Source organism: Banduia mediterranea (assembly GCF_031846245.1).
In the GTDB taxonomy this organism is placed as follows: domain Bacteria; phylum Pseudomonadota; class Gammaproteobacteria; order Nevskiales; family Nevskiaceae; genus Banduia; species Banduia mediterranea.
Genome location: NZ_JAVRIC010000088.1, coordinates 1 through 322 on the forward strand (window position 1 = coordinate 1; position 322 = coordinate 322).

1 protein-coding gene is annotated in these 322 nt (G+C 68.6%); it reads right to left on the reverse strand.

Annotation, left to right across the window (positions count from 1 at the left end):
- Positions 1-262 (reverse strand): helix-turn-helix domain-containing protein (locus tag RM530_RS18495; protein WP_311366740.1); only part of this gene is annotated, 262 nt, incomplete at its 3' end.
- Positions 263-322 lie beyond the last annotated feature (60 nt).

The window sequence follows — 322 nt, forward strand, 5'->3', positions numbered from 1 at the left end:
CAATGTCCCGAGGATGCAGCACCGGCAGCGTGGCTTTCAGATGCGCGCGGTCCATGTCCTTGACGGTCCGCCACGCCAGTCCCGTCCAGCGGGACACCGCACTGATCGGCAGGTGACGACACAGTGCGCTCACCAGCTCCGCCAGCCGCCGGGTGTACCGGGCGCCGGCTTCGACGAAGTCCAGACGCTCCACGCGCCGGTCGCGGGCGCCGATGACAATCTCCAGGTACTCAATGTCCAGCGCCACCCGACGGCCGAACATCGGCACGTCCCACACCCGCCGATGCCGCCAGCGATTCGGTCGACCTCGATGGCCCGTCAC